Origin of the sequence: Streptomyces sp. NPDC048001 (genome assembly GCF_043203115.1) — a bacterium.
Classification (GTDB): domain Bacteria; phylum Actinomycetota; class Actinomycetes; order Streptomycetales; family Streptomycetaceae; genus Streptomyces; species Streptomyces sanyensis.
Genome location: NZ_JBIDBN010000005.1, coordinates 333,670 through 360,664, shown reverse-complemented (window position 1 = coordinate 360,664; position 26,995 = coordinate 333,670). Strand labels below are relative to the sequence as shown.

The window sequence follows — 26,995 nt, the reverse complement described above, 5'->3', positions numbered from 1 at the left end:
CTACAGCAGTCCGCCCAGCGGCAGGGTCCGCTCGGCGAGTCGGCCGTGCAGCCGTCCGCCGGTGGTGTCGGCCTCGGCGAGCCAGTCGGCGGCGAGCAGCAGGTCCACCTGCTCGGCGATCCGGTCCGGCCGCAGGTCGCAGAACGCGGCGGCCCGCTCCAGGTCCAGGCCGCCGTCCCCGGCCGGTCCGAGGCCGCCCTCCGCGCGGGCGTGGGCAGCCGTGTACAGGGCCAGGAGGCGGGTGGCGGCCGTGGCCTTCTTCTTACGGAGCTTCCGGTCGCCCACGGCCTTCTGCGCCCAGCCGGAGATTCTCGCCCGGGGGGTCTTGCCGAAGTCGAACGGGCGGGTCCGCTCGGGCAGCAGGGCCGGGACGGTGACGGTGGCGGGGTCCTCGGGCCGGGAGGCCATCACCTCCGCGACGGATCCGGGCAGACGCAGCCAGTCCGCCTCCACCAGTTGCTCAAGCACCGCCTCGGCGCTGCCGGAGAGCCAGCCGGCGAGATCCTGACCGGTGATGTTCCCGGTGCCGGCGCGCGCGGCGCGCAGGGTGAGCATCAGCACCGCCAGGCGCACCTCGGCCCGCGGATCCGGGGCGTGGGCGGCGACGTACTCCAGCACGGCACGGGCGTGGGCGGCCTGCTGCCGGGTCAGCAGCCGCTCCACCACCGGTCCGCCGCCCGGCTGGGGGCCGCCGCGGTTGGCGTGCATCTCCCGGGTGGTCTGCGCCGCCTTCTCGGCGCGAACGGCCTCCTGGCGCAGGGAGGCGTCGCCGCCGACGTCGGCCCACAGGCGGAAGGCGCGGGCCTTGCGGTCGTGGAGCCCGGCGAGCAGGGCGAGGTCGGGTTCGGGGCGCCGCTGGTAGGCGCGGAAGGCGTCACCGAGCTCGATGAGTTCCGCCCGGAGCACATCCGGTTCGAGGTCGTGCGGCACGGTGCGCTGCGCGATCTTCCCCCAGCGCTTCGCCCGCCGGGGCGCGGCGGCGGGGGCGCCGCTCCGAGCACCGGGGAGCAGGGCGTCCCCGGGGCTCGGAGCGGTCGCGCCGACGCGCTGGGAGGGGGCCTGGTCGGAGAACACGGGTGTCGCGGCCCCGGCCGTGCCGACCGGGGGCTCCTGCGCCGGTGCCCGGTCCCCCGCGGCCCGGCCGGCGCCTGCCGGGGCGGGGCGGGGCGGGGGCTGGGCGGTGTCCAGGACCCGGCTGTCGGGGGTGGCGGCCGCGCAGCGCGCGCACAGCTCCGCGATCCGCCACAGCCTTCCGGCCCGGTCCGCGTGCACCGCCAGGACCACCGGACCGCCGCACCGCACCGCGCCTTCCGGCGGGTTCGCCGCGCCGCGCCGTGCGGTGGCGGGGTCGGGGGTGTGCCACGCGCAGTCGGCGGCACGGCAGGCGCACCATGCCGTGCCGCGCGGCCCGCCTCCCTCGCGGATGCCGGCCAGGTGCATGTTGACGTGGGCGATCGCGGCCTTGCGCCCCGCGGCGGCACCGCCGGGGACGCGCTGGTCGGCGCAGGCCGGGCGCGAGCAGGAGAGCTTCACCGCACCGGCTGACGGGCGGCCGTCAGGATCCAGCCGTACCGTCCATACCCGTCCCGCGACGCGCTCCTGCTGCCGTGTGCCGGCCTCCACCACCATGTACGAACCTTCCGCCTGTGCCCTGATCCGGGGACCTCGGTGCTTCTCCATCACTGGGGATGATGACCCATCAGACGGGCGGGAACAGCCGTTCCGGCCGGACGCGCCCGGCCCGTCGGGGCGGGCGACGCGCTTCGCCGCCCGTGCGTGCTCCGGCAGCGGCGGGGGTGGTGGTGCGCGGGCCGCCCCGGCGAGGGGCGGGTGCGCGGCGTACGGAGGGGGCGCGAAGCGGGTGCCGAGGGCCGTCACGTCCCCGGTGGACCGGAGCGCGGCGGCCCGACGGCGTGCCCCGCGAGGGCGGAGGACCGCCTTCGCACCGGGCATCCGGGCGATGGGGCGAGGCGGTGCCCGGCTGCCGTCACCCGCCCCGCCGGGGACGGCTGGGCGGGCCCTGGCGCGGGGAGCCCCGTCGGCACACCGCTGCGAGGGTTCCCCCGGCTGCGGCGGCCTCCGGAAGCGGCGCGAGCCGGGGCTGTTCGGTGGGTACGACGGGGGCCTTCCGGGCAGCCCTCGCGCGGCCGCCCGGAGCGCCGGAGACGACGACACTTCACGGTCGCCCGCGCGCTCCGGTACCGCGCGTGCCAGGCCGACGTTCGCGCGACCCGCTCAGGCCGTGTGCGCCACCAGGGCGTCGACGAGGCGGGGCCAGAGTTCACGCGGGCGGTCGTGTCCCATGTCGGGGATCAGGAGGAGTTCGGCGCCGGGCACGAGTTCCGCCGTGCGCCGACCCCCGCTGGGGTCGATCAGCGTGTCGTCCAGCCCGTGGACCACCAGTGTCGGCACCCGCAGGCCGCGGAGTGCCTGTGCGCGTGAACCGCTGAGGATCATCGCCCCGAGCTGCCGTCCGGTCCCCTCGGGGTAGTAGGCGCGGTCGTAGCTCTCGGCGGCCAGCTCGCGCAGCACCGCGGCGTCGCCGTAGCGCCGGGAGGCCCACACCAGCTCCTTCTCCGCCGCCGCTACGTATCCCTCGCGGTCCGCGGGCCTCCCGCCGAGCAGCACCGCCTGGGCCTCCGGGCTGGGGTTGCCGTAGGCACTCTCGCCGGTCGAGGACATCATCGACGTCAGGGTCAGCACCCGCTCCGGGGCGGACAGGGCCATCGTCTGGGCGATCATTCCGCCCATCGAGGCGCCGACCATATGGGCGCGTTCGACACCGAGCGCGGTGAGCAGGCCGAGGCCGTCCCCGGCCATGTCGAGGAGCCGGTACGGCACCATCGCCTGCGCGCCGGGAAGGTCGCCCGAGGTGACGGCCGCGACGAGCCCGTCCATGTCGACGGGGTGCTCGCCGAACCTGGTGGACAGCCCGCAGTCGCGGTTGTCGTACCGGATCACATGGCGGCCGCGGTCCGCCAGCGCCTGGCAGAAGTCCTCGTGCCAGGCGAGCATCTGCGCGCCGAAACCCATGACGAGCAGGACCGTGGGATCCTCCGGGTCGCCGAAGCACTCGTACGCGAGGGACACGTCGGGGGATACAGCCGTGATCGACATGCGGAGAGCATGACACGGCCGCCTCCGGGGGCGCACTCGGATTCCCGGCGGCCCCACCGGGTGGACCGTCCCCCCGTGCCGCTGTCCCGCGCGCACGGGCCGCGGCCGGGGCGCGGGCCGCCCGAGTACCGACGGCCGAGGTCTGCAATAATGACCGACCAGTCAGTCATCAACGGAGGGATCACGGGTGCCCAGGCAGGTGGATCGCGAGGCCCGGCGGGAGCAGATCCTCGGCGCCGCGGTGCGGGTGTTCGCCCGGCAGGGCTACGCCGCCAGCAGGATCGAGGACATCGCCCGCGAGGCCGGTGTCGCCAAAGGCAGTGTCTACCTCTCCTTCGGCAGCCGCGAGGAGTTGCTGCGTGCCGCCTTCGACGGGCTCGCGGACCGCTCCGGCGCACTGCTCGCCGAGGTCGGCCGCCATCCGGGCGGTCCCGCGGAGCGGCTCGCGTTCCTGGTGCGTGCGGCCATGGAGCTGCTGGAGGGCGAACGCGACCTCGCCCGGGTGCTGCTCGACGTCTGGTCCGCAGGGGCGCGCCGGCCGGCCTGGATCGACATGGCCGGCTTCTACCGGGAGTACCGCGCGGTGGTCGCCGGCCTGCTGGAGGAGCGCGACGCACGGGCCGCCGCCGCACCGGCGGTCGCGCCGTCCGCCCACGCCACCGTGCTCGTCGGAGCGATCGAGGGGTGCGTCCTGCAGTGGCTGTTCGATCCGGAGGTCGAGCTGGGCCCTCTCGTCGAACCGCTCGTCACCCTGCTGGTGCCGCCCCGCGCATGACGCATCCGCACCCAGCGACCCGCAGAAGAGGAAGGAGAGGACGGCCATGCTCAATCCGCTCAGAGGGGGACCGCCCGGGAAAGGGCTCCGGCGCCTGGCGCTGCGTGCGCCCATCGGGCTCTACCGCATCGGGCTGGGGGGCCTGCTGGGACAGCGCATGGTGCTGCTGACGCACACCGGCCGGGTCTCCGGCCGGCCCCGTCAGGTGGTGCTGGAAGTGGTCGCCCGGCTTCCGGAGCCGGGCTGCTACCTGATCGCCTCCGGCTACGGGGAGCGCTCGCAGTGGCTGCGCAACATCCTGGCGACGCCGGAGGTGCACTACCAGGTGGGGCGCCGGACCCGCCGGGGCACCGCCGTCCCGCTGCCGCCGGAGGAGTCCGGCAGGGCGCTCGCCGACTACGCCCGCCGGCATCCGCGCCTGGCCGGGCGCCTGATGCGGTCCGTCGGCCACGCACCGAGCACCCAGGCCGACTTCGAGGCGCTGGGGGCGGACCGCCACGGGGGCGTGCCCCTGATCGCCCTGCGCCCGTCGCCCGGCGACGCATAGCGCCCGGCGGAAGGCTTCCCGGGCCGGGCCGGGAAGCCGCATGCCGCGCGGGCCCCGGGGGCCCGGACGAGGGCCCGCGGGTGTGGCCGCGGCCGCATGCGCCCGCGCGGGCCCCGGGCGACGTCACGCCGATCGTCCTCGGCCTCGTGGCGCCCCATGCGCCCGCGCGGGATGCCGGGCCGGGAAGCCCCATGCGCCCGCGCGGGATGCCGGGCCGGGCCGGGAGGCGGGCCGCGGGCGCCCGCGCGGGGCGCCGTGCCGTGCGACCATGGTCGGCGGTACACCCGGCCCGACGGTCCCGACGAGGTATCCCCGTGACGAAGCCCGCCGCCCGCGAGCCGCAGCGCCGCAACTCCCGTTCCAACCGCGCCCGGATCCTGGCCGCGGCCCGCCAGGAACTGGCCTTCCATCCGGACACCACCCTGGAGGAGATCGCCCGCGCCGCGGGAGTCGTGCGGCGGACCGTCTACGGGCACTTCCCCGGGCGGACGGCCCTGCTCGACGCACTGGCGGAGGAGGCGGCCCGGTCGCTGGCGGCGGCCGTCCGCGCGGCCGCTGCGGCCGGCGGCCCCGGGGAGGCGGCCGACCGCGCCCTCGCGCGGTTCGTGCTCACCATCTGGCCGGTCGGCGACCGCTACCGCATGCTCATCTCCCTCGCCCGCCGCGATCTGGGCCATGAGCGGATCGCCGAGGTACTCGCCCCGGCCCGGGAGGCCACGGGCGCCGTCCTGGCCCGGGGCCAGGCGGCGGGCCTGTTCCGCACCCGGGTGCCCGCGCCGGTGCTCGCCGCCGCGCTGGAGGCCCTCACCCTGTCCCTGCTGGAGAGCGTGGGCCGCGGGGCCTGGAAGGACGACGGCCGGGCCACGGCCGTGACGGCCCTGATGGCCGTCGGGGTTCCGGCCGAGCGGGCCGAGTCCGAGGTCCGCGCGCTCGCGGAGACCCCGGGGGCCCTGGCGGCGCACGGGGACGGCGCCTGATGCGGGCGCCGGGGGCCGGGGGCCCGCACCCGAGCGGTCGGCCCGCGGCGGGCCGGGCGGCCCGCGCCGCGGCGGCCGCTGCGACCGCCGTCCTGCTGCTGTTCACGGCGGCCTGCTCCGGCGGCGGGGAGCGGGAGCCGCACCCGAGCGCACCCGGACCGGGGGCTTCCGAGGCCGTGCGGCCGCCCGAGCCCGGCACCGTATTCGACTACCAGATCGGGGGCCCCTACGCCCCGCCGGGCGCGGTCCGTGCCGTGGCCCGGGACCGCAGCGCGGAGCCGGCCCCGGGCCTCTACAACGTCTGCTACGTCAACGCCTTCCAGGCGCAGCCGGGTGACGAGGTGGACTGGTGGCGCACCCACCACCCGCGGCTGCTGCTGCGGGACGGCCGCGGGGCCCTGGTCGTGGACGAGGACTGGGAGGAGCCGCTGCTCGACATCTCCACCGAGGCCCGCCGCAGCGCCCTGATGGAGGTGATCGGCCCCTGGATCGACGGCTGCGCCGAGGACGGCTACGACGCCGTCGAGCCCGACAACCTGGACTCGTACACCCGGTCGGACGGCCTGCTCACCGCGGACCACGCCGTCGCCTTCGCCCGTCTGCTGAGCGAGCGGGCCCACGCCCGCGGGCTGGCTATCGCGCAGAAGAACGGCGCCGAACTCCTCGGGGCCCGGGACCGGATGGGCTTCGACTTCGCGGTGGCCGAGGAGTGCGGGCGCTACGACGAGTGCACGGCGTACCAGGAGGCCTACGAGGGCCGGGTGTTCGACGTCGAGTACCGGGCCCCGGACTTCGCGACCGCCTGCCGGAACCGGGGCGGGGCGCCGCTGTCCGTGACGCTGCGGGACCGGGAGGTGCGTCCCGCGGGGAGCCCCGGTCACGTGCACCGCACCTGCTGAGGGGACGGGTTCGCCCGGCAGGGGCACGGGCGGTCCGGTCCGGTGCCGCCCCGGCCGTGGCCCTGCCGGGGCGGCACCGGACCGGACGGGCGGGCGACAGGGCGTCCGGACACGCGCCGGGCGCCGGGCACGCCGCGAGGGCGGCGCCCCGGCGCCCGGAGGGCCCGGCCGGTTGCGGTCAGACCACGCCCTGGGCCGACATCGCGTCGGCCACCCGGAGGAACCCGGCGATGTTGGCCCCGGTGACGTAGTCGCCCGGTCTGCCGAAGCGCTCCGCGGTCTCGTGGCACACCCGGTGGATGCCGGCCATGGTCACGGACAGTTCGGCCGCCACCCGCTCGCGCCCCCAGCTCTCCCGGGAGGCGTTCTGCCGCATCTCCAGGGCGCTCACGGCGACGCCGCCCGCGTTGGCCGCCTTGCCGGGGCCGAAGGCGACGCCGGCCTCCTGGAAGACGCGGACCGCCTCGGGGGTGCAGGGCATGTTGGCGCCCTCGGAGACGGCCCGGACCCCGCCGCGCACCAGCGCCCGCGCGTCGTCGGCGCCCAGCTCGTTCTGGGTGGCGGAGGGGAAGGCGACGTCCACCGGCACGTCCCAGACGCTGCCCGAGGGCAGGAAGCGCGCCGAGCCGCCGCGCCGCTCCGCGTAGTCGCTGACCCGGCCGCGCTCCACCTCCTTGACCGTGCGCAGGAGTTCGAGGTCGATGCCCTTCTCGTCGACGACACAGCCCTGCGAGTCGGAGCAGGTGACGGGGTGGGCGCCGAGGGCGGACAGCTTCTCGATGGTGTAGAGGGCGACGTTCCCTGAGCCGGAGACGGAGGCGGTGAGCCCCGCGAGGTCCTGGCCCCGGGCGGCGAGCATCTCGGCGGCGAACAGCACACTGCCGTAGCCGGTGGCCGCGGTGCGGCCCTCGGAGCCGCCCCAGGCGGTGCCCTTGCCGGTGAGGACCCCGGCTTCCCAGCGGTTGGTGATCCGGCGGTACTGGCCGAAGAGGTAGCCGATCTCCCGGGCGCCGACGCCGATGTCGCCGGCCGGCACGTCGGTGTGCTCGCCGATGTGCCGGTGGAGCTCGGTCATGAAGGACTGGCAGAAACGCATGACCTCGGCGTCGGACCGGCCGCGCGGGTCGAAGTCGCTGCCCCCCTTGCCACCGCCGATACCGAGGCCGGTGAGGGCGTTCTTGAAGATCTGCTCGAAGCCGAGGAACTTGACCACGCCGAGCGAGACGGTGGGGTGGAAGCGCAGCCCGCCCTTGTACGGGCCGAGGGCGCTGTTGAACTCGACCCGGAAGCCCCGGGCCACCTGGACCCGGCCGCGGTCGTCCTGCCAGGGCACCCGGAAGATGATCTGCCGCTCCGGCTCGACCAGCCGCTCCACGAGGCCCGGCTCGGCGTACTCGGGGTGGGCCGCGAAGACGGGACCGAGGCTGTCGAGGACCTCGTGCGCGGCCTGGTGGAACTCGCTCTCACCGGGGTTGCGGCGCACCAGCTCGTCGTAGAGGGCGGCTTGGCGGTCCTTCGGAGGTTCAGCTGCCACAGCGTTTCCCTTCCTGCCCGGCCGTCGGGTCGCTGCCCCGGCCGGAGCGGGTCGTCCAGGTGTCGTTGCCTGCGTGGAGTACGGCAGCCCCGTCCCTGACGTTCACGCACACACGAGGGGGAGGCGGCTCGGGCCGCCTCCCCCGCGGACGCTATCAGCCGCGCGCGGCCGGCCGGGAAGCCCCCGGAGCGCGGTCCATCAACTCGGCGAGCACCTCCGTCAGCAGCGCCTGCGGGTCCTCGGCGGGACCCTCGGTGCGCCAGGCGACGAAGCCGTCGGGGCGCACCAGCACCGCCCCGGCGCCCGTGACGCCGTGCTCGGCCGCCCAGTCGGTCCCGGCCTCGGGGACCAGGTCCGCCTCCGGCCCCTCGCCGACGGTGTGGACGGTGACGGGGACGCCGAGGCGCGCGGTGGCCCCCGCCGCGGCGGCCCGCCACCGGGCGGCGCCCTCGACGCCGGTGAGCAGCACCGTCTGCCGCTCGTAGAGGTCGAGGGTGGAGACGGTCCGCTGCTCGGCAGGCCGGTACAGCCACAGGTGGGGGGCGCGGCTGCCCGGTTCGCCGTGCAGGTCGGGCGTCTCGGGGACGATCGGGAGGCCGGGGTCCGCACCGGCGACGGCGCCCGTGCGGTAGCGGTAGGCGAGGGCGACGGCGAGCATGCCGGTGCGGGGGCCGCCGGGGCCCGGGGCGGGGTCGTAGCCGGGGTGGCTGTGCTCGCCGGAGCGGGCGGAGGCGCGGGCGCTGGTGGCCTGGGCGACGGGGCGGCGCTCCGCCTCGTAGCTGTCGAGGAGGCCGGGACCGGCCTCGCCGCGCAGGACGGCGGCGAGCTTCCAGGCGAGGTTGTGGGCGTCCTGGATGCCGGTGTTGGACCCGAAGGCGCCGGTCGGGGACATCTCGTGGGCGGAGTCGCCGGCGAGGAAGACCCGGCCGTCGCGGTAGCGGTCCGCGACGCGCTCGGCGGCGTGCCAGGGGGACCTGCTGAGGACTTCGACGTCGAGGTCGGGCGTGCCCGCGGCCACCCGGAGGTGGGCGGTGATGCGCTCGTCGGTGAAGTCGTCCAGGCTCTCGCCGCGGCCGGGCTGCCAGGGAGCGTGGAAGACCCAGTTCTCCTCGTTGTCGACGGGCAGCAGCGCGCCGTCGCCGCCCTCGCCGGTGACGTAGCAGACGATGAAGCGGCGGTCGCCCACCACGGAGGCGAGCCGGCGGGAGCGGAACATGACGCTCACGTTGTGGAAGAGCTCGCCCGGCCCGCTGTGGCCGATGCCCAGTTGCTCGCGCACGGGGCTGCGCGGGCCGTCCGCCGCGACGAGGTAGTCCGCGCGCACGGTGCGGGCGGTGCCCGTGACGCGGTCCTCCACGACCGCCAGGACGCCGTCGGCGTCCTGCTCGAAGGAGCGCAGCTCGGTGGAGAAGCGCAGGTCCCCGCCGAGCTTGCGGGCGTGTTCGACCAGTACCGGCTCCAGGTCGTTCTGGCTGCACACGCACCAGGCGGACGGGCTGAAGCGAGCCGGTCCGCCCGGGGGCTGAACGTTGCGCACCAGCCATTCGTCGTCGCCCGCGGTGAGGCTCGACGTCTGGAGGATCCCGTGGTTGCCGGCGAGGAGGCGGCCGGCCTCGATGATCTGCTGTTCGACACCCGCCGTACGGAAGATCTCCATGGTGCGGACGTTGTTGCCGCGGCCGCGCGGATGACGGGAGGTGTCCGCGTGGCGCTCGACGAGCATGTGCTCGACGCCCAGTCTGCCGAGGAAGAGGGAGAGCGACAGGCCCACCAGGGACCCGCCGACGACCAGGACCGGGACACGTACTTCGGCTTGTTGCTGCATACAGGGGCTCCTGCCAGGGCCGCAGGGAAGGGGACGACCTTTCCATGCCCCCGCGCGGGGCGTTGCCTCGGCTCTTCACCCGGCTGGTTCACACATCTCGCGCCACCCGTGGTAGGGCCCGAGGATCGAGAGCGGACCGCCACGGTGCGTGACGCGAGCGCTTTCTGTCCGCGCCCGGTGCAGGCCCGGTCTCCCGGGTGACCGCGTGGCGACATCCCCGTCCCATGAGAGGCGTGACCATCATGACGACCCTGTCCGAACGCATATCCCAGTCGGCCTTCGACGGATCCCGGCTGCGTGTGGTGCTGCTGCTCGACCTCCACGACGGTGCGCAGCAGGAGTTCCTCACCGCCTACGAGCACATGCGCCACCAGGTGGCCTCGGTACCGGGCCACATCAGCGACCAGCTGTGCCAGTCGATCGAGAACCCCTCGCAGTGGCTGATCACCAGCGAATGGGAGAGCGCACCGCCCTTCCTGGCCTGGGTGAACAGCGAGGCGCACCTCGACACGGTGAAGCCACTGCACGACTGCGTGCGCGACACCCGCTCCTTCCGCTACAGCATCCTGCGCGAGACCGGCGGGGTGAACGCCCCGGCCGAGCGCACCCGTGCGGGCGCCTTCCAGGCGGCTCCCCGCGTGGGCGACGGGGTGGTGCGGCACGCGCTCACCTTCACCGTCCGCCCGGGCTCCGAGGAGAAGGTCGCCGCGATCCTGGCCGACTACGCCTCGCCCGAGGCCCGCGTCGACGACACCACCCGGCTGCGGCGCACCTCGCTCTTCCTGCACGGCAACCGCGTGGTGCGGACCGTGGAGGTGCAGGGCGACCTGATGGCGGCCCTGCGCCATGTGGCCCGCCAGCCGGAGGTGCGGGCCGTGGAGGAGGCGCTCAACCCGTTCCTGGAGCAGGACCGGGACCTCGACGACCCGCAGTCGGCGCGCACCTTCTTCACCCGTGCGGCGCTCCCCTCCGTCCACCACCTGGCGACCCGGGGTGCCCCGCACGGCGACGTGGAGCGCCGGGCGCTGCTCTACCCGGCCAAGCCGGGGTGCGGCATGGCGCTGGCCAGGCTGCTGGCGCAGCAGGACGAGGCGGCGGCGGAGGACCCGGCGGGGCTCGTCGACAGCAGCACGGTCTTCCAGCGGGACGACATCGTCGTCCGCCTGGTGGACGTGCGCGGGCCGCTGGACTCCGACCCGCTGCTCGCCGCAGCGGCCCGCGGGCCGCGCAAGGCGGCCGTGCTGGCCCGCCTGCTCGACCTCGACGCCCTGGGTGTCGGGGCCTGCGGCGACGACACGGACTTCGCGCTGTCACTGCTGCACCGCGCCGAGATGCGGCTGGTCACCGACCGCCGCGCGGCCTGAGCGGACGCACGGGCGCTCGGTACCCGCCCGCCCGGCACCACCACCCCTCACCTCTCCGTGGAGGAGCGTTCATGAACACCACACACCGCATCGTCGACCTCTCCGAGACCCAGCCCAACCGCCGGCGCGGCGGGGACCTGCGCGCCGTGCTCACCCCCACGGCGGTCGGCGCCACCAGCGGCTTCATGGGGCTGGCGATCATCGCTCCGGGCGATCGGATCGCCGAGCACTACCACCCGTACTCCGAGGAGTTCGTGTACGTGGTCGCGGGTGAGCTGGAGGTCGACCTCGACGACGAGACCTTCCCCATCCGCACCGACCAGGGGCTGATGATCCCGCTGAACGTGCGCCACCGCTTCCGCAACGTGGGAGCCGTGGAGGCGCGGATGGTCTTCCACCTCGGTCCCCTGGCGCCCCGCCCCGAGCTGGGGCACGTGGACACCGAGGAGACCGCACGGCCCGAGGACGCGGCGCAGCCCACGGGGGCGGTTTCGTGAGCCGACGGGTGGCGGTGACCGGCGTCGGCATCGTCGCACCCGGTGGTGTGGGTGCGCCGGCGTTCTGGGACCTCCTCGCGGACGGCCGTACCGCGACGCGGGGCATCACCCTCTTCGATCCGGCCGGCTTCCGGTCCCGTATCGCCGCGGAGGTCGACTTCGACCCGGCGGTGCACGGGCTGGAGGCGCAGACGGTCCGCCGGGCCGACCGCTATGTGCAGTTCGCGATGGTCGCCGCGCGCGAGGCGCTGGCGGACTCGGGGCTGGACATGGAGCGGGAGGACCCGTGGCGGATCGGGGTGTCCATGGGCACCGCCGTCGGCGGCACCACCCGACTGGAGCACGACTACGTGGCGGTGAGCGCCTCGGGCCGGCGCTGGGACGTGGACCACAGCGAGGCGCAGCCGCATCTGCACCGGGCCTTCTCGCCCAGCACGCTCGCCTCCGAGGTGGCGGAGCAGACGGGCGCGCACGGGCCGGTCCAGACGGTCTCCACGGGGTGCACCTCCGGCCTCGACGCCGTCGGCTACGCCTACCAGGCGATCGTGGACGGACGGGTGGACGTGTGCGTCGCGGGCGCCTCCGACTCGCCCATCTCGCCGATCACCGTGGCCTGCTTCGACGCCATCCGGGCCACCTCGGCCAACAACGACGACCCGGCGCACGCCTCGCGTCCCTTCGACGCGCACCGCGACGGCTTCGTGATGGGCGAGGGCGGCGCGGTGCTGGTGCTGGAGGACCTGGAGCGGGCGCGGGCCCGCGGGGCCCGGGTGTACTGCGAGGTCGGCGGCTACGCGACGTTCGGCAACGCCCACCACATGACGGGGCTGACCCGCGAGGGGCTGGAGATGGCCCGGGCCGTCGACCGGTCGCTGGAGATGGCCCGGCGGGACCCCTCGGACGTGGACTACGTCAACGCCCACGGCTCCGGCACCCAGCAGAACGACCGGCACGAGACGGCCGCGGTGAAGCGCTCGCTCGGCGAGCACGCCTACCGGGTGCCGATGAGCTCCATCAAGTCCATGGTGGGCCACTCGCTGGGGGCGATCGGCGCGATCGAGGTCGTGGCCTGCGTACTGGCCCTGGACCGCCAGGTGGTGCCGCCGACGGCGAACTACGAGACGCCCGACCCCGAGTGCGATCTGGACTACGTGCCCCGTACCGCCCGGGAGGCGAGGCTGCGCACCGTGCTGTCGGTGGGCAGCGGGTTCGGCGGCTTCCAGTCCGCGGTGGTGCTCAGCAGGCCGGACGGGAGGACGCGATGAGTACGGATCGGGCACGACGTCCGGTGATCACCGGGATCGGCGTGGTGGCTCCGGGCGGTGTGGGCACGGACGCCTTCTGGAAGAACGCCCGGGAGGGCGTGAGCGCCCTCGACCACGTCACCCGCGAAGGGTGCGGCCATCTGCCGCTGAGGGTCGCCGGCGAGGTCCGGGGCTTCGACCCGGAGGCGCAGGTGGAGCAGCGCTACCTGGTGCAGACGGACCGCTTCAGCCACTTCGCGATGGCGGCGGCCGACATGGCGCTCGCGGACGCCGGGTTCACGGCGGACGCCCTCGCGCAGGACCCGTACGCGGTGGGTGTGGTCACCGCCGCCGGCTCCGGCGGCGGCGAGTTCGGCCAGCGCGAGCTCCAGCGGCTGTGGGGCCAGGGCTCCACCTATGTGGGCCCCTACCAGTCGATCGCCTGGTTCTACGCGGCGAGCACCGGCCAGATATCGATCCGCGGCGGGTTCAAGGGCCCCTGCGGGGTCGTGGCCAGCGACGAGGCGGGCGGTCTGGACGCCGTGGCGCACGCCGCCGCGGCCGTGCGCCGGGGAACCGGCACCGTGGTGGTCGGCTCGGCCGAGGCGCCGCTGGCGCCGTACTCGATCGTGTGCCAGCTGGGCTACCGGGAGCTGAGCTGTGTGGAGGAGCCGGAGCGGGCCTACCGCCCGTTCACCCCGCAGGCCTGCGGCTTCGTGCCCGCCGAGGGCGGCGCGATGCTGGTGGTCGAGGACGAGGGCGCGGCCCGCCGCCGGGGCGCCCCGGTACGGGCCGAGGTGGCCGGCCATGCGGCGACCTTCACCGGTGCCTCGCGCTGGGAGGAGTCCCGCGAGGGGCTCGCTCGGGCGATCCGCGGGGCGCTGGAGCAGGCCGGGTGCGCACCCGAGGAGGTCGACGTGGTCTTCGCGGACGCCCTGGGCCTTCCGGAGGCGGACCGCGCCGAGGCGCTGGCGCTGGCCGACGCCCTCGGGCCGCACGGCTCCCGGGTCCCGGTGACGGCTCCCAAGACCGGCACCGGGCGGGCGTACTGCGGTGCGCCGGTGCTGGACACCGCGGCGGCGGTGCTGGCCATGGAGCACGGCCTGGTGCCGCCGACCCCGCACGTCCACGAGGTCTGCCACGACCTCGCCCTGGTGACCGGCCGGGCCAGACCGGCGGAGTTGCGCACCGCGCTGGTGCTGAGCCGGGGCCTGATGGGCTCCAACGCGGCGCTGGTGGTGCGCCGGGCCGTCTGAGCCGGCCGAGACCTCCTCCGGGCCGTGCCGCGGTGCCGGGGGCCGACCGCAACTGTGAGAGAGAGAAGGTGGAGTGCGCATGACCGCACGACTGACGGCGGACGAGCTGTCCGCCCTGATGAAGAAGGGCGCCGGCATCACCGTCGACGCCGCGACCCTGGAGCGCGACCCCGAGACCCCGTTCGAGGTGTACGGGCTCGACTCCCTGGGCCTGCTCGGCATCGTCGGCGAGCTGGAGAACCGGTACGGACGGGCGCTGCCGCCCGACGCCGACCGCTGCAAGACGCCCCGCGAGTTCCTCGACCTCGTCAACGACTCCCTGATGGCAGGAGCCTGAACATGTCCGGGCACACCGAGAACGAGATCCTCATCGACGCACCCCTGGACCTGGTCTGGGAGGTCACCAACGACGTCGACCACTGGCCGCAGCTCTTCACCGAGTACGCCTCGGTGGAGGTGCTGGAGCGGGACGGCGACCGGACGGTGTTCCGGCTGACCATGTACCCGGACGAGAACGGCAAGGTCTGGAGCTGGGTCTCCGAGCGGGAGGCGGACCGTGCCGCGCTGACGGTGCGCGCCAGGCGGGTCGAGACCGGGCCCTTCCAGTACATGAACATCCGCTGGACGTACGCCGAGACGCCCGAGGGGGCGGTGCGCATGCACTGGACCCAGGACTTCGCGATGAAGCCGGACGCCCCCGTCGACGACGAGTGGATGACCGAGAACATCAACCGGAACTCGAAGGTCCAGATGGGTCTCATCCGGGACCGCATCGAGCAGCGCGCCCGCGCGGGGGACCGCGCGACCGCCCCGGTCAGCCGCGGCTGACCACCCGCACCGACCCGACGCCCTCCGAAGGGACGCCCCCGATGCACCACGCACTGATCGTCGCCCGTATGGCCCCCGGCTCGGCGCCGGACATCGCGGAGGTGTTCGCCGAATCCGACGGCGGCGAGCTGCCGCACCTCGTCGGCGTCCGGCGGCGCAGCCTGTTCCAGTTCGGCGACGTGTACCTCCACCTGATCGAGGCGGACCGGCCGCCGGGACCGGCGATCGCCGAGGTCACCGAGCACGCGGCGTTCCGCGACGTCAGCGAACGGCTCGCGCGCTTCGTGAGCCCGTACGACCCGGCGACCTGGCGGAGTCCGAAGGACGCGATGGCCGAGCAGTTCTACAGCTGGCACAGCGGACCGGGCTCCTGACGGCGGCGCACGGCGGCGGCCGGCCCTGCGGATCGCGGGGCCGGCCGCCGCCGTGCGGGCGCGGGGACGGGCCGGTCAGGCCGGGACGGTGCTCTCGAAGGCGTGCAGATAGGCGTTGACCGGACGCACCTCGCCCAGCACCAGGCCCGCCTCGGCCATCCGGGCGGCCATGCTGCCGCGGGTGTGCTTCGCACCGCCGACGTTGAGGAGCAGCATCAGGTCCATCGCCGTGGTGAAGCGCATCGAGGGGGAGTCGTCGACCAGGTTCTCGATGACGATCACCCGGGCGCCCGGGCGGGCGGCGCCGACCACGTTGGCGAGGGTGCGGCGGGTGGACTCGTCGTCCCACTCCAGGATGTTCTTGATGATGTAGACGTCCGCCTGGACCGGCACCGCGCGGCGGCAGTCGCCGGGCACGATGGCGACCCGGTCGGCCAGGGCGCCGCCCTCGCGCAGGCGCGGGTCGGCGTTGCCGGCGACCCCGGGCAGGTCGAGCAGGGTGCCGTGCAGCCCGGGGTGCTTCTCCAGCAGGCTGGCCAGCACGTGCCCCTGGCCGCCCCCGATGTCGGCGACGCTGGACACCCCGTCGAGGTCGAGCAGTTCGGCGACGTCCCGGGCCGACTGGACGCTGGAGGTGGTCATGGCCCGGTTGAAGACATGGGCCGATTCCGCCGCGTCCTCGTGCAGGTAGGGGAAGAACTCCTTGCCGAACAGGCCCTCGAAGACGCTGTCCCCGGTGCGCACGGCCTCGTCCAGCTTCGGCCAGGCGGCCCAGGTCCAGGGCTCGGTGCACCACAGGGCGATCCAGCGGAGGCTGCGCGGGTCGTCCTCGCGCAGCTGGCGGGACATGTCGGTGTGGGCGAAGCGCCCGTCGGCCTCCTCGGTGAAGACGCCGTAGCAGGCGAGTGCGCGCAGCAGGCGGCGGAGCGCCTTCGGGTCGGCCTTGACCGCTGCGGCGAGGCGTTCGGCGTCCTGGGGCGTGTCGTCGAGGGCGTCGGCGACGCCGAGCCGGGCGGCGGCGCGCACGGCGGCGGCGCAGGCGGCGCCGAAGACGAGTTCACGCAGGCGCATGGCGTCCTGGGGCGGGGCGGCGGCGGTGGTGGAGGTGGTGGTGGAGGTCATGGCGTCTCGCTTCTCGTGGAGGGTCTCGTGGGAGGTCTCGTGGGGGGTCTCGTGGGAGGCCGGCGCCGGGGCCGGCCGGACGGCGTCGAGCGAACGGCGGGGCTCAGCACAGGCCGGCGGGTTCGGACACACCGCAGAGGTTGGCGTCGAACCGGTTGCCGGTGCCGGCCGTGTCGCGGTTGGCGAGGTCGGCGGAGGAGTTGCCGAGGACGAGGTTGCCGCGGATCACGTTGCCGGTCCCGGGGACGCCGACGACGCTCTTGAACAGGACCACGCCGCCGGAGAAGGGAGTGGCGCCGACGTTGCCGCGGATGGTGTTGGACTCCACGAGGGTGTCCTCGGTGCCGGTGAGCACGACGCCCGCGCCCTGGATGCGGGGCAGGCGGGCGGTGGCCGGGCAGGACCGGTTGTTGGCGCTCACCACGTTCCGGCGGACCGTCAGCGCCCCGGCGCGGGGGGTGGACTCGTCGCCGACGAGGAAGATCCCCGCGCAGTTGCCGGTGATGGCGTTGGCCTCGACGACCAGGTTGCGCACCCGGCGCACGGTGGCGCCGATGCGGTTGCCGGACATCTCGTTGCCCTCGATCCGGGTGCCCAGGGTGTCGGTGGCCCCGGCCTCCTCCGTGACGGTGTTGGCGACGAAGAGGCCCGCGTCCCCGTTGTCGCGCACGCTGTTGCCGGTGAGCAGCGAGCGGGTGGAGCGCTCCTGGGCGATGCCCCAGGTGCCGTTGGAGCGGGAGGCCACCCCGGAGACCGTCAGGCGGTCCGTCCAGGCGGCCCAGAGGCCGTTGCGGGGGTAGCCGTCGAGGGCCAGGGAGCGGATGCTCACCCCGGCGACGGGCGCCTCCCGGGTGCCCTCGACGCAGACGCCGTTGCCGTCGGCCGCGCAGCTCCCGGCCGCCGCCGTGCCGGGGGCGGGACGCAGGACGGTGTCGGCTCCGGATCCGCGCAGGGTCAGGCCGGGGGTGGTGATGCGCACGCTCTGCCGGTAGGTCCCGGCGGCGAGCTGGACCGTGTCGCCGGGGCGGGCGGCGTCGACGGCGTCCTGGATGGACTGCCCGGGGCCGATGAGGTGGGTGGTGGGAGCGGCGGCGTCCGCGGGTGCGGCCCCGATTCCGGTGGAGGCGAGGAGGACGGCGCAGCCGAGCAGGGTGATGTGTCGTCTCGTCATATGATGAAGCTATGCGGCGAACGGGGCGAAACGCATGAAACCGCCCCGGAGCGGTGTCGTGTCGCCCGTCCGGGAGCCCGCGTCGGGCATCGGCCCCGGGGCCCGCGGGCCCGCCCGACGCCCCGGAGGCAGGAGGGGCCGAAGGGGGAAGGGCGGGCCTCCGGAGCCCCTATCGTGGGGCCATGACCGTGCCCGAGCTGATCCGCATCGTCTCCCGCTCCTCGCCGATGGCCCTCGCCCAGGTGGAGCGCGTACGCACAGAACTCGCCGCCCGCCACCCCGGTGTCCGCACCGAGGTGGTGCCCGTCACCACCACGGGTGACCGCTGGATGGGCGACCTCTCCCAGGTCGAGGGCAAAGGGGCCTTCACCAAGGAGGTCGACGCGGCGCTGCTCGCCGGCGAGGCCGACCTCGCGGTCCACTGCGTGAAGGACGTCCCGGCCGACCGGCCGCTCCCCGCGGGCACCGTGTTCGCCGCGTTCCTCGCGCGCGACGACATCCGCGACGCCCTCGTCCACCCGGGCGGCCTCGGCCTGGACGCGCTCCCCGCGGGGACCCGGATCGGCACTTCCTCGGTGCGCCGCACCGCCCAACTGGCCGCCTCCCACCCGCACCTGGAGTGCGTGCCGATCCGGGGCAACGCCAACCGGCGCATGGAGAAGCTGCATGCGGGCGAGGCGGACGCGCTGCTCCTCGCCGTCTCGGGGCTGGAACGCATCGGGCGCCGGGACGTGATCAGCCAGGTGCTCCCGGTGGAGACCATGTGCCCGCCGATCGGCGCCGGGGTGCTGGCGCTCCAGTGCCGCGAGGGGGACGCGGCCGTCATCGACGCGGTCGGCCCCCTCGGCGATCCTGCCGCGCACCGGGAGACCACCGCCGAGCGGATGCTCCTCCACGTCCTCCAGGGCCACTGCAACAGCCCGATCGCGGGCTATGCGCGGTCCGAGCGGAACGGGGACCTCTCCCTGCGGGCCAAGGTGTTCACACCGGACGGCAAGACGGTGCTCAACGCGCACGAGTGGGCGGGGCCGCTCGACCCCGCGACCCTCGGGACCTCGGTGGCCGTCGCCCTTCTGCGGCAGGGTGCGCGCGAGCTCATCGACGGCATCGCGCACTGAGCGGGGCCGGGGACGGGGCCCCGGTCCCGCGGCGGGACCGGGGGCGCGCCGCAGGGGGCGCCGCCCCGCCCCCCCTACTCCTCGAAGTAGGCGTCGAGGACGGCGTCGAGCCCCGCCTCCCACTCCTTCAGGCGGCCGCGCCGGTCGGCCTCGACCTCGTTGGTGAACCACCGGTTGGCCGCCACGTGCACCACGACCGTGAAGCGGCGCCCGAAGCGGGGCAGCCTGACCTCGACGGCGCGGACCTCGTCCCAGCGGAAGTCCGCCTCCTGGTCGTCCAGGCGGAAGACGATGCCGCCCCCGTCGGCCGTGACGGAGCCGCGCCGGTCCCGGGCCTCGAAGGAGGGGCCGGAGCGGTCGCGGGGCGCGTCGGCGGCGCCCTCGTCCGCGTCGTCGGCCTCGCCGCCGTCGCGGGGAGCGGCGCCCTCCGGCCCCCCGGTCTCCTGCGCCTCGTCGGCCCCGGGTTCCCCGTGGGCCGCGGCACGGTTGCGGTCCTCCTCCGCGGCGCCCGCTGCCGCGGCCGGCACCGGGGACTGCGCGAGGCCGACGAGGGGCACGAAGGACGGGTCCGTACCCGCGGCGAACTCGGGCTTGGCGTTCGGATCTATGCGCTGCTCCACGGCGGGCAGTATGGACGACGAAGCTGTCGGAGGCCAATGAGGGCGGCACCGGTGCGGCCGGGTCGGCGCCGGGCGGCGGCCGGTCCGGAGCTCGGGACGGCCCGGCGCGCGCCCGGCACGCGGCACCGGGGGCGGACCCGGCCGTTCCGGTGGACCCCACCCCTGCCCGCGGGGGATTGGCCGGAATTCGCCGCTGTCCTCCGCCCCCGGACGCGCATTACCGTTGCGGCGGACGGCACACGCAGGCGGGCGGACGGGGGACCACGGTGGGCACGGGCTCGACGACGGGAAACCTGCTGGCCGTGAGCGACCTCCACACCGCGCTCAGGGACAACAAGTCCCGCGTGGACGCCGTGCGCCCGCGCACGCCCGGCGACTGGCTCCTCGTCGCAGGAGACGTGGCCGAGCTGACCACGGACATCGAGACGACGCTGCGCACCCTGGCGGACCGGTTCGCCAGGGTGGTGTGGGCCCCGGGCAACCACGAGCTGTGGACGGTCGGCGCGGACCCGGTGCAGCTGCGGGGCGAGAAGCGCTACCGGTACCTGGTGGACATGTGCCGCGCCCTGGGGGTCCTCACCCCCGAGGACCCCTACCCGGTCTGGGAGGGGCCGGGCGGTCCGCTCACCGTGGCGCCCCTGTTCCTGCTGTACGACTACTCCTTCCGGACCCCCACCGCCTCGACCAAGGAGGAGTCCCTGGCGCAGGCCGAGGAGGCGGGCATCGTGTGCACGGACGAGTTCGTCCTCGACCCCGAGCCCCATCCCTCGCGGGACGCGTGGTGCCGTGCCCGGGTCGCCGCCACGGAGCCGCGCCTGGCCGCGGTCGGCCCCTCGGCACCCCTGGTGATGGTGAACCACTTCCCGCTCGTCCGGGAACCCACCCGGGTGCTGCGCCATCCCGAGTTCGCCCAGTGGTGCGGCACGGAACTCACCGCCGACTGGCATGTGCGCTTCCCCACCGCCGCGGTGGTCTACGGCCACCTGCACATCCCGCGCACCACCTGGCACGACGGGGTCCGCTTCGAGGAGGTCTCGCTCGGCTACCCGCGCGAGTGGCGCCGGCGGGGGGTCGCCGAGGACCAGGACCCGTGCCGGCTCGTCTTCCCGGTGGAGGCGGCGTGATCGGGTCCCTCCTCCCGCCCGGCGTCCACCACGCCGAGGCCTTCGCGGACGACGAGGAGCCGGGCCGGTTCCCCGAGGAGACCGCCCTGGTGGCGCGTGCCGTGCCCGCCCGCCGCCGGGAGTTCGCCACCGTGCGGCGCTGCGCCCGCACCGCGCTGGCGGAGCTGGGGGTGCCCCCCGCGCCGCTGCTGAAGGGCCGTCGCGGCGAACCCCTGTGGCCGCACGGGGTGGTGGGCAGCATGACGCACTGCGCCGGGTACCGCGGGGCGGTGGTCGCCGCGGCCTCCGGCGTCGCCTCGCTCGGGATCGACGCCGAGCCCGACGAACCGCTCCCCGACGGGGTGCTGAAGCTGATCGCGGTCGCCGAGGAGCGCGAGCGGCTGGCCGCCGGGCCCTCCCCCGCCCCGGGGGTCCACGGCGACCGCCTGCTGTTCTGCGCGAAGGAGGCCGTCTTCAAGACCTGGTACCCGCTGATGCGGCAGGAGCTGGACTTCCACGAGGCGTCGGTGCGCTTCCACCGGACCGGCGAGACCTGCGGCACCTTCCACGCCGCGCTGCTGGTGCCGGGCCCGCAGGTGGCGGGGCGCCGCCTCGACGGGCTGAGCGGCCGCTGGACCGCCCGGAACGGCCTGCTGCTCACCGCCGTCACCCTCCTCGCGGACGGGACCCATCCGCAGGGCACGTCCTCCGGCAGGGGCGGCACGGCCGCCGGCTCCCGGTCCCCGGCGCCCCTCTGAGGGGCCGTCCGGGGGCACGGGCGGGGGCCCGCCGGCCGTGCACGGGGTGCCCGGCGCGCGGGTGCGCCGGGCCCGCCGGCCCCGCCGGGCCCGGAGCAGCACCCGGCACCGGGCGCCCGCGCCCCCTTCCGCGCCCCTGGTCCGCTGCCGTGCGCCGTCGGGTGGTCTTGGGGGGCCGGATTCGGACACGTAGTATCGCCTCGTCACTACCGCGACGGGAGACAGGAAGCCGGTGCGATTCCGGCACGGTCCCGCCACTGTGACCGGGGAGTGGAACCCTGCGGACGGCCACGGCGCGCAGCGCGGGAAGGCCAGGGGCAACGTCGATCCGGGAGTCAGGAAACTGACCCGTCGCGGGCCCGGTCCAAGGAGCGCGGACTCCGCAGGAGGCTTCACGTGTACGACGACGGCACCCGTCGCCCGGCCATGCCCATATCCCCCCTTTCCCCCCACTCCCCCGGAGCCCGCCCCGCCCCGGCGCTCAGGCGCCGGAGCGCCCCGCGGCGGCGCACGGCATGGGCGCTGGCCGCGGCGCTCACCACCGGTCTCCTCACCGGCTGCGGCACCCAGGAGAGCGGCGCCGCCCCCGACGCGGACGCCCGCGCCGCCACCGAGGGCTTCCCCGTCACCATCGAGAACTGCGGCATACGCACCACCTACCAGGAACCGCCCTCGCGTGCCGTCACCATCCACCAGCACCCGGCGGAGCTGATGCTGGCCCTGGGGCTCCAGGACCGGATGGTCGGCACCGCCTTCCCCGACTCGGCGGTGCTCCCCCAGTACGCGGACGCCTTCGGCGCGATCCCCGAACTGGCCGAACGCGAGCCCTCGTTCGAGACGGTGCTGGAGGCCGAGCCGGACTTCGTCTACGGCGGCTACGGCAGCGCCTTCGACGAGAAGGAGGGCCGCTCGCGCAGGGCCTTCGCCGACGCGGGCATCGACACCTACCTCAACCGCGAGTACTGCGGCGAGGACGAGGTGCACATCGCGGACGCCTACGAGGAGATCCGCACCGTGGGCAGCATCTTCGGAGTCGACGAGCGCGCCGAGAAGCTGGTGGCCGGGCTGAAGGCGCGGGTGGACGAGGCCACCTCCGCCGTGGACGGCGTGGACCCGGTGTCCGTGTTCGTCTACGACAGCGGCGACAAGGCACCGTTCACGGCGGGCGGCAAGGGCCTGGGCACCGAGATCATCCGTCTCGCGGGCGGCCGCAACGTCTTCGACGACCTCGACGCGGTCTTCGGCGACGCCTCCTGGGAGCAGGTCGTCGCACGGAAGCCCGAGGTCATCGCGATCTACGACTACGCCGGGTCCGGCAGCGTAGAGGAGAAGAAGGAGTTCCTGCTCGCGCAGCCCGCGCTCGCCGATGTGCCGGCCGTCCGCGACAAGCGCTTCGTGGTGCTGCCGCTGACCGCGACGCTGGTCGGGGTGCGTCCGCCGCTGGCGGTCGAGGAGATCGCCCGCGCACTCCACCCCGAGCGGTTCGCGTGAGGCCGCGGGGCGCCGTCGGTGCGGCCCCCGCCGGCACCGGGCAGCGCGGCCCCGGCACCGATCCGGGGCCGCCGTCCCGCCCCGCCGGCAGGCGGAAGGACGCCACCGGCGCCGCCGCTGCCGGCGGGCGCGCCGGCCGCCTGGCACCCGTCCTGCTCACCGGGCTGCTGCTGGTCTCCGTCACGGCGGGGCTCGGGGTCGGTTCGGTGCACGTGCCCCCGGGCGAGGTGTGGGGCATCGTGACGCACGCGCTGGGCGCCGACTGGGCCGAGCCCGCGTGGTCCCGGGCACGGGAGACGATCGTGCTCGACGTCCGGGCACCGCGGGTGCTGCTCGGGGTGGTCACGGGAGCGGGGCTCGCCGTGGTGGGGACCGCGCTGCAGGCGCTGGTCCGCAACCCCCTGGCCGAGCCCTACCTGCTCGGGGTGTCCTCGGGGGCCTCGCTCGGGGCCGTGGTCGTGGTCGTCACCGGGGTGAGGCTCCTCGGCCCGGTGTCCCTGTCGGCCGCCGCCTTCGCCGGGGCACTGCTGTCCATGCTGCTGGTGTACACCACGGCACGGGCGGGCGGGCGGATCACCTCCATGCGGCTGATCCTCGCCGGGGTCGCGGTCGCCGCCGTGCTGACGGCGCTGATGGACCTGATGCTGCTCACCTCCGACCGGGCCAACCACGCCCGGGAGGTGCTCGCCTGGACGCTCGGCGGCCTCGGCGGGGTCCACTGGGGGAGCCTGTGGCTGCCCGCGGCCGCGCTGCTGCTGGGCATCGGCGTGCTGACGGTGCAGGCTCGGTCGCTGAACCTGCTGCTCGCGGGCGAGGAGGCCGCCGCCACCATGGGCCTGGACGTGGCGCGCTTCCGGGCCCGGATGTTCGTGCTGCTGTCCCTGGTGACCGGCTGCCTGGTGGCCGCCGCCGGGCCCATCGGCTTCGTCGGGCTGATGATGCCGCACATCGTGCGGCTGTTCGTCGGCGGCGACCATCGGCGGGTGCTGCCGACGGCGGCGCTCGCCGGGGCCTGCTTCCTCGTCTGGGCGGACATCGCCGCACGGACGGTGGCCGCGCCGATGGAGATTCCCGTGGGCGTGCTGACCGCGCTGTGCGGCGGACCGTTCTTCCTGTGGCTGATGCGCCGGGACGCGCGGCGGGGCGACGAGCGGGGGCGGGCATGAGCGCGGCAGCACTGAGCGTCGAGCACCTCACCCTCAGCGCAGGGGTCCGCCGGGTGGTCCAGGACGTCTCCCTGGCCGCCGCCCCCGGCGAGGTGATCGGCCTGGTCGGCCCCAACGGCAGCGGCAAGTCGAGCCTGCTGCGGGCGGTCTACCGGGTCCTGCGTCCCGACGAGGGGCGCATCCGGGTGGACGGCGACGACCCCTGGGGGATGTCCGCACGGACGCTGGCGCGCACCCTCGCCGCCGTGGTGCAGGACCCGGGTGCGGCCTTCGACCTGACCGTGCGCGACGTGGTGGCCATGGGCAGGACGCCCCACAAGCGGCTCCTGGACGGGGACACCGCCGAGGACGCCCGGCTGGTCGCCGCCGCGCTGTCGGCCGTGGACGCCGAGGACCTGGCCGACCGCGGCTTCGACCGGCTGTCGGGCGGTGAGCGGCAGCGGGTGCTGATCGCCCGCGCGCTGGCCCAGGAGCCGGCGCTGCTGGTGATGGACGAACCGACCAACCACTTGGACGTGCGGCACCAGTTGCAGGTGCTCGGCCTGGTGCGCAGGCTGCCCGCCACGGTGCTGGTGGCCCTGCACGACCTCAATCTGGCCGCCTACTACTGCGACCGCATCCATGTGCTGCAGGCGGGGCGGATCGTGGCCTCGGGCACCCCCGCGGAGGTCCTCACCCCGCGTCTGCTGGAGGAGGTGTACGGGGTGGTGGGCGAGGTGCGGGTGCATCCCCGGACCGGGGCGCCGCAGGTCACCTTCCTGCCGGACGAGGCGGACCGGGAGGCCGCCGCGTCCGGTGCGCAGCCCTGCTGACGACGGCTCAGGCAGGCCGGGTCGCCGTGAGCGTGACCGTCGCCATGCCCATCTCGACGAGACCGGGCCGCGAGAGCCGGTCGAGCACGGCCGGGACGTCCTCGGGCAGGACGCCGGGCAGCTCCCCGATGCCCGGGGCGAGGTGGCCGACGGTCAGGCGCCAGAAGCGGCCCATCGGGGTGTCGTGCGCCACGGTCGGGACCGTGGTGCGCAAAGTGACGTCCGTGAGGCCGTGGGCGGCGGCGGTCCGGGGGAGGTCGGGGCCCCAGTCGGTGCAGTCGGTGCCGAGGCGGTCGGCCAGGACCTGCAGGGCGCCCAGCGAGACCCGCCGGTAGCGCGGGTCCCGTGCGGCCTCCAGGGGGAACCGGGCGGGTTCCTCGATGACGAGGCGGCCGCCCGGGGCCAGCCACCGGACGATCCGGCCGAAGACCTCCCGGCGGGTGGGCAGGTGGTGGAGGAGGTAGCGGACGTGGACGACGTCGAAGCAGCCGTCGGGGAAGTCCTCGGCCGTGGCGTCGTGGCGGAGGACCTCGAGCCGGTCCTGGCGTATCGCCTCCAGGAAGCGGAGGTCGAGCTCCGTGGCGGTCACCCGCGCGGAGGGGAAGAGGTCGAGCATCCGCAGGGCCACGCTGCCGGTCCCGGCGGCGAGTTCCAGACAGCGGCGGACGGGACGGGAGGGGGGCCCGCCCGCGGTGAGGGCCTCGACGGAGACCGGGTCCAGGACCTCGGCCAGGGCGGCCAGGCGGGCCGCCTCCTCGGCCCCGGTGTGGCTGAAGATACGGTCGCCGTAGCGCTCGGCGTGCGTGGTCATCGGGTCCTCCCGGGCGTGGGTGCGGGGACGGGGGTGAGGTCGGCGGGCGAGAGGGTGCCGGGGCCGCGGTGGCCGGTGAGGGCGAGCGCCCCGGTGAACTCGGACTCCAGGCACCGCAGGACGTGGGCGACGCCGTCCTGGCCGCCGACGGCGAGACCGTAGAGCCAAGGCCTGCCGATCATGACGGCGCTCGCGCCCAGCGCGAGGGCGATCAGGACGTCGGTCCCGGTGCGGACGCCCGAGTCGAAGAGGACGGGCAGCCGGCCGGCGACGGCCTCGACCACGCCGGGCAGGCAGTCCAGAGCGGCCGTACCGCTGTCGAGCTGGCGTCCGCCGTGGTTGGAGACGACGAGCCCGTCGGCACCCGCGTCCACCAGAAGTGCCGCCTCGTCCGGTCGGCAGACCCCCTTCACGACCACGGGCAGCTCCGTCCAGGAGCGCAGCAGCGCGAGGTCCCCGGGGCGGAGGGCGGGACGGGTGTAGAGGCGGTTCCAGGTGGCCGCGGCGGCCGGGACCTCGGCCGGGTCGAGGGCGGCACCGCCCGGGACCGGTCGGGCGCCGATTCCGGCGAGTTCCCGGAAGCGGGGGTCGGACACGTAGTTCCCGATGCCGTGCCCGTGCCGGAAGGGGAAGAACCCGGAGTCGAGTTCACGGGTGCGCCAGCCGGCGACATGGCAGTCGCCCTGGAGCACGAGGGCGGTGTATCCGGCGTTCTCCGCGCGTTCGACGAGCGAACGGGCCAGCTTCTCGTCGTCGGGCCAGGCGAACTGGAACCAGCGGCGGCCCCGGGGGGCCGCCGCGGCGACCTCCTCCAGCGAGGTCGAGGTGGCCGAGGACAGCACCTGGACGACCCCCGCGTCGGCGGCGGCACGGGCCGCCGCCCGCTCGGCCTCGGGGTGGGCCAGGTCGGCCACCCCGGCGGGGGCGAGCATCACCGGCACGGACAGGGTGGTGCCCAGCACCGTGCAGGAGGGATCGCAGCCCGTTCCGTCGCGCAGGATGCGGTAGTTCAGCCCCCACCGGGCGAAGGCGTCCTCGTTGGCGACGACGGTGCGCTCCCTTCCCGCGCCGCCCGCGATGTAGTCGAAATGCGGTCGCGGCAGGATGTCGCGGGCGGCATCCACCAGCCCTTGGACGGTGAACGGAAAGGGGCTTCCTCCATCGGCGAAGACCTGACTCTGATAGCCGCCCGTGTAGGACATCGCGAATTCCTCCCCCGTTGCGAAGACGACGCCGATTCTGACCGCGAGCGGGAAGGGGTTCAAGGGCGCACAGAGGGGGCGCACCGGATTCCCGCATTCTGCTCCTCGTGCCCCGTGTGACGGAAAACCAGGCCTCACCGACGTCAAACTGCTACATCAGGACGATCTTTGACGGCGGGGGGAAGAATCGGGGGTTGAACCCGGATCTGCTGCGAATCGACATCCGAGGCCCGCTGTTCCGCGAATCCGGCTCACCCCGACCAGCGCCGGATAGGCGCGTAGCACAGCCGCAGGACACCGGATGCGGGCATTCCGGCCTCTGTTTCCAGCCGATTCCCAGCAGGCTCGGAAAAGCGGGTCCCCTGCGGGCTGTCCCGTGAGTTG

26 protein-coding genes and 1 riboswitch are annotated in these 26,995 nt (G+C 75.1%); of the genes, 17 read left to right on the top strand and 9 right to left on the bottom strand.

All coding sequences use genetic code 11. The features are described from left to right. Together ACGF15_RS12020 and ACGF15_RS12015 are read right to left on the bottom strand one after the other, a co-directional pair. Entirely contained in the window at positions 1-1,629 is a 1,629-nt protein-coding gene (locus ACGF15_RS12020; protein WP_392798311.1) for a hypothetical protein, read from the bottom strand. A gap of 606 nt (positions 1,630-2,235) precedes the next feature. Next, positions 2,236-3,117 carry an alpha/beta fold hydrolase gene (locus ACGF15_RS12015; protein WP_392798193.1) on the bottom strand — a complete coding sequence of 294 codons (882 nt, stop codon included), beginning with the start codon at positions 3,115-3,117 and terminating at the stop codon, positions 2,236-2,238. A 187-nt stretch (positions 3,118-3,304) separates the two neighbouring features. Here ACGF15_RS12015 and ACGF15_RS12010 point away from each other — a divergent pair, with 187 nt between their 5' ends. The 4 genes from ACGF15_RS12010 (at position 3,305) to ACGF15_RS11995 (ending at position 6,315) form a co-directional block, all read left to right on the top strand. Beyond that, on the top strand, positions 3,305-3,892 hold the full coding sequence (locus ACGF15_RS12010) for a TetR/AcrR family transcriptional regulator (protein WP_392798190.1): 588 nt from the start codon (positions 3,305-3,307) through the stop codon (positions 3,890-3,892). Between the two features lie 46 nt (positions 3,893-3,938). Further along, the gene (locus tag ACGF15_RS12005) at positions 3,939-4,439 is read left to right on the top strand and encodes a nitroreductase family deazaflavin-dependent oxidoreductase (RefSeq protein ID WP_362740755.1); all 501 of its coding nucleotides are present in this window, start codon (positions 3,939-3,941) and stop codon (positions 4,437-4,439) included. Between the two features lie 314 nt (positions 4,440-4,753). Then, positions 4,754-5,416 (top strand): helix-turn-helix domain-containing protein, encoded by a 663-nt coding sequence (locus tag ACGF15_RS12000; RefSeq protein WP_362608664.1) that lies wholly within the window; start codon positions 4,754-4,756, stop codon positions 5,414-5,416. Beyond that, positions 5,416-6,315 carry an endo alpha-1,4 polygalactosaminidase gene (locus tag ACGF15_RS11995; RefSeq protein ID WP_392798185.1) on the top strand — a complete coding sequence of 300 codons (900 nt, stop codon included), beginning with the start codon at positions 5,416-5,418 and terminating at the stop codon, positions 6,313-6,315. Before ACGF15_RS12000 ends, ACGF15_RS11995 begins: the two co-directional genes overlap by 1 nt. A gap of 178 nt (positions 6,316-6,493) precedes the next feature. Here the strand turns inward: ACGF15_RS11995 and gdhA are convergent, their stop codons facing one another. Together gdhA and ACGF15_RS11985 are read right to left on the bottom strand one after the other, a co-directional pair. Beyond that, complete coding sequence (gdhA, locus tag ACGF15_RS11990) at positions 6,494-7,849, bottom strand: NADP-specific glutamate dehydrogenase (RefSeq protein WP_345609612.1); 1,356 nt, start codon at positions 7,847-7,849, stop codon at positions 6,494-6,496. A 154-nt stretch (positions 7,850-8,003) separates the two neighbouring features. Beyond that, complete coding sequence (locus ACGF15_RS11985) at positions 8,004-9,674, bottom strand: FAD-dependent oxidoreductase (RefSeq protein WP_392798182.1); 1,671 nt, start codon at positions 9,672-9,674, stop codon at positions 8,004-8,006. Between the two features lie 242 nt (positions 9,675-9,916). Here ACGF15_RS11985 and ACGF15_RS11980 point away from each other — a divergent pair, with 242 nt between their 5' ends. The 7 genes from ACGF15_RS11980 to ACGF15_RS11950 all read left to right on the top strand — a co-directional run bounded on the left by ACGF15_RS11980 (position 9,917) and on the right by ACGF15_RS11950 (position 15,237). Beyond that, positions 9,917-11,038 carry a SchA/CurD-like domain-containing protein gene (locus tag ACGF15_RS11980; RefSeq protein ID WP_345609872.1) on the top strand — a complete coding sequence of 374 codons (1,122 nt, stop codon included), beginning with the start codon at positions 9,917-9,919 and terminating at the stop codon, positions 11,036-11,038. Between the two features lie 71 nt (positions 11,039-11,109). Then, positions 11,110-11,535, top strand: a complete 426-nt coding sequence (locus ACGF15_RS11975; protein ID WP_256522035.1) for a cupin domain-containing protein — start codon at positions 11,110-11,112, stop codon at positions 11,533-11,535. Beyond that, entirely contained in the window at positions 11,532-12,800 is a 1,269-nt protein-coding gene (locus ACGF15_RS11970) for a beta-ketoacyl-[acyl-carrier-protein] synthase family protein (RefSeq protein WP_345609618.1), read from the top strand. Before ACGF15_RS11975 ends, ACGF15_RS11970 begins: the two co-directional genes overlap by 4 nt. Continuing rightward, a complete protein-coding gene (locus tag ACGF15_RS11965; RefSeq protein WP_392798178.1) occupies positions 12,797-14,035 on the top strand; it encodes a beta-ketoacyl synthase N-terminal-like domain-containing protein in 1,239 nt (412 codons plus the stop codon). The genes ACGF15_RS11970 and ACGF15_RS11965 overlap by 4 nt, the downstream gene beginning before the upstream one ends. Before the next feature lie 79 nt (positions 14,036-14,114). Next, on the top strand, positions 14,115-14,372 hold the full coding sequence (locus tag ACGF15_RS11960) for an acyl carrier protein (RefSeq protein ID WP_256522039.1): 258 nt from the start codon (positions 14,115-14,117) through the stop codon (positions 14,370-14,372). A 2-nt stretch (positions 14,373-14,374) separates the two neighbouring features. Then, positions 14,375-14,863, top strand: a complete 489-nt coding sequence (locus ACGF15_RS11955; protein ID WP_345609623.1) for an SRPBCC family protein — start codon at positions 14,375-14,377, stop codon at positions 14,861-14,863. A gap of 41 nt (positions 14,864-14,904) precedes the next feature. Then, entirely contained in the window at positions 14,905-15,237 is a 333-nt protein-coding gene (locus tag ACGF15_RS11950; protein ID WP_360650382.1) for a TcmI family type II polyketide cyclase, read from the top strand. A gap of 75 nt (positions 15,238-15,312) precedes the next feature. On the opposite strand, the gene ACGF15_RS11945 is transcribed toward ACGF15_RS11950, so the two are convergent. Then, positions 15,313-16,359: a methyltransferase gene (locus tag ACGF15_RS11945; RefSeq protein ID WP_392798173.1), complete on the bottom strand. Its 1,047-nt coding sequence runs from the start codon at positions 16,357-16,359 to the stop codon at positions 15,313-15,315. A gap of 103 nt (positions 16,360-16,462) precedes the next feature. Then, on the bottom strand, positions 16,463-17,530 hold the full coding sequence (locus ACGF15_RS11940; protein ID WP_345609629.1) for a right-handed parallel beta-helix repeat-containing protein: 1,068 nt from the start codon (positions 17,528-17,530) through the stop codon (positions 16,463-16,465). A gap of 182 nt (positions 17,531-17,712) precedes the next feature. Here ACGF15_RS11940 and hemC point away from each other — a divergent pair, with 182 nt between their 5' ends. After that, positions 17,713-18,648, top strand: coding sequence for a hydroxymethylbilane synthase (gene hemC / locus ACGF15_RS11935; RefSeq protein WP_362608652.1), 936 nt, complete (start codon positions 17,713-17,715; stop codon positions 18,646-18,648). A 74-nt stretch (positions 18,649-18,722) separates the two neighbouring features. Here the strand turns inward: hemC and ACGF15_RS11930 are convergent, their stop codons facing one another. After that, complete coding sequence (locus tag ACGF15_RS11930; protein ID WP_392798170.1) at positions 18,723-19,268, bottom strand: hypothetical protein; 546 nt, start codon at positions 19,266-19,268, stop codon at positions 18,723-18,725. A 302-nt stretch (positions 19,269-19,570) separates the two neighbouring features. On the opposite strand from ACGF15_RS11930, the gene ACGF15_RS11925 reads away from it, so the two are divergent. From ACGF15_RS11925 to ACGF15_RS11905, 5 genes are all read left to right on the top strand, one after another. Next, the gene (locus ACGF15_RS11925; protein WP_345609635.1) at positions 19,571-20,392 is read left to right on the top strand and encodes a metallophosphoesterase; all 822 of its coding nucleotides are present in this window, start codon (positions 19,571-19,573) and stop codon (positions 20,390-20,392) included. Continuing rightward, the gene (locus tag ACGF15_RS11920; protein WP_392798166.1) at positions 20,389-21,129 is read left to right on the top strand and encodes a 4'-phosphopantetheinyl transferase; all 741 of its coding nucleotides are present in this window, start codon (positions 20,389-20,391) and stop codon (positions 21,127-21,129) included. The genes ACGF15_RS11925 and ACGF15_RS11920 overlap by 4 nt, the downstream gene beginning before the upstream one ends. 221 nt (positions 21,130-21,350) lie before the next feature. Beyond that, positions 21,351-21,475, top strand: a riboswitch (cobalamin riboswitch). An 80-nt stretch (positions 21,476-21,555) separates the two neighbouring features. Next, on the top strand, positions 21,556-22,620 hold the full coding sequence (locus ACGF15_RS11915; RefSeq protein WP_392798308.1) for an ABC transporter substrate-binding protein: 1,065 nt from the start codon (positions 21,556-21,558) through the stop codon (positions 22,618-22,620). Continuing rightward, entirely contained in the window at positions 22,617-23,786 is a 1,170-nt protein-coding gene (locus tag ACGF15_RS11910; RefSeq protein WP_362608646.1) for an iron ABC transporter permease, read from the top strand. Before ACGF15_RS11915 ends, ACGF15_RS11910 begins: the two co-directional genes overlap by 4 nt. Then, the gene (locus tag ACGF15_RS11905) at positions 23,783-24,598 is read left to right on the top strand and encodes an ABC transporter ATP-binding protein (RefSeq protein ID WP_392798162.1); all 816 of its coding nucleotides are present in this window, start codon (positions 23,783-23,785) and stop codon (positions 24,596-24,598) included. Before ACGF15_RS11910 ends, ACGF15_RS11905 begins: the two co-directional genes overlap by 4 nt. Positions 24,599-24,605: 7 nt before the next feature. Here the strand turns inward: ACGF15_RS11905 and ACGF15_RS11900 are convergent, their stop codons facing one another. Next, positions 24,606-25,409: a class I SAM-dependent methyltransferase gene (locus ACGF15_RS11900; protein ID WP_392798159.1), complete on the bottom strand. Its 804-nt coding sequence runs from the start codon at positions 25,407-25,409 to the stop codon at positions 24,606-24,608. Further along, positions 25,406-26,611, bottom strand: coding sequence for an alpha-hydroxy-acid oxidizing protein (locus ACGF15_RS11895; protein WP_392798156.1), 1,206 nt, complete (start codon positions 26,609-26,611; stop codon positions 25,406-25,408). The genes ACGF15_RS11900 and ACGF15_RS11895 overlap by 4 nt, the downstream gene beginning before the upstream one ends. Between the last annotated feature and the right edge of the window lie 384 nt (positions 26,612-26,995).